General features: G+C 69.6%; 1 protein-coding gene. It reads right to left on the bottom strand.

Features of this window, described 5'->3' with window-relative positions; genetic code table 11:
* Positions 1-1,222: transposase (locus ABZV40_RS46415; RefSeq protein WP_355456517.1), on the bottom strand; the 1,222-nt coding region annotated here is incomplete at its 3' end.
* Between the last annotated feature and the right edge of the window lie 215 nt (positions 1,223-1,437).

The following is a 1,437-nucleotide window of genomic DNA, read 5'->3' as shown; positions in this document are numbered from 1 at the left end:
GTGGGCGGCCGGGGCCTGGCCGGAAGGGTTTACGGGACTTGGCCGGGGTGCCCAGCTCGGGCTGAAGTACCCGGAATCCGCGTTTGACCCGTAACGGAGACATCAATCCCGCTCGTTCCCAGCGCAGGCGGTGGTCGCCGACGAGGTCGCGGGCGGCGACGAGCTGGGCATAGGCAGCGGCGATCAGCCAGCTCCAGCGGGTGGCCTGCTCGGGAGTGCGCAGCCGGGGCAGGGTCCAGCCGAGGTGCTGTTTGCAGAACCGGAACAGGTGCTCGATCTGGAAACGGCGCAGGTAAGCACGCCAGAGCCGGTCCAGGTCGAACGAGCCGGCCGGGCCGGTCCAGAACAGCCAGATCGGTTTCTCGGCCGGGTCGGCGGACTGGATACGGATCACGCTGCCGCGCACGATCTCGCGGGTCTTGCCCGAGTGCGGACTGTGGCCGGGCTCGTCGAGTCTCTTGGAGTGCCGCGGGTGCAGCCCGTGCCAGGCCAGCACCGACAGCTCGCGCGGGCGGCCCCGGTCCGGCCGGGGCGGGGCGATCCTGATCTCGTCGGGCTCGGGCCAGGTCTCGGGCGTGGACAGCTTCATCGCCGGTCCGTGGACCGGCGGCCGGCCACGAGCACCCGCCTTGCGGGGTGGCGGGTCGGTGAGCATCACCGAGTCCGAGCGGACCCGGATCAGCACGCTGACCGGCAGCCCGGCCAGCTGCCGGCCGATCCAGACCGCACTGTAGTCACCGTCCATGCACACCACCGGCACCTGCGGCAGGCCGGCGGGCAGCCGGCCGAGCAGGGATCTGATCTGGGTGACCGCCACCTTGTGGTGGTTGTCATCAGGGCCGATCCGGGCGAGATCGACCGGTGGCGCCCACGAGGAATGTTCGCTGTTGGTGGCGGCCAGCCACTGGAACCACCAGCCCTCGGTGACCGGAGCCCGCCGGTCCCGCCGGTCCTTCGTGGCGTCGTAGTTCAACGTCCGGCCGGGGCTGGTGTCCGCGTGCGGGCGCGGCCACTGCGAACAGTCCAGCGCGAACACCCAGCCCTCGTCCGCGTCAGCCTGTCCCGTCAGCAGCGTGGTCAGTGTCCGCGCGAGCGCGACCGTGTCGATCCAGCCCCGCCGCAACGCCTTGTAAACACTGCCATGCCCGCGATTCAGCGGCGCCTCCAGCGTCAGCCACGGCATCGACGGCGGCCGCCGCGGACTGACCAGCAACGCGTCCACCAGCTCAAACAACGTGTCCCGCCACGCGCCGAAGCAGTCATAGACCTCACGCCGGAACCGTTGCAACGCCCGGAGTTGGGCAGACAGACCTTGATCAGGCACACTACGCGACACGGCCACCCTTGTTCAGTTCGAGTTCTTGGCGGAACCCGAAGATGATCAAGCGGTGGCCGTGCCCATGTCAAAGCCCAGGCGCCTCCTGGTTAAAACACCAG

The sequence above is a fragment of the Lentzea sp. NPDC004782 genome, assembly GCF_040609115.1.
Lineage (GTDB): Bacteria > Actinomycetota > Actinomycetes > Mycobacteriales > Pseudonocardiaceae > Lentzea.
The sequence above is the reverse complement of the archived record's forward strand: the minus strand, read 5'-3'. Positions and strand labels throughout refer to the sequence as shown.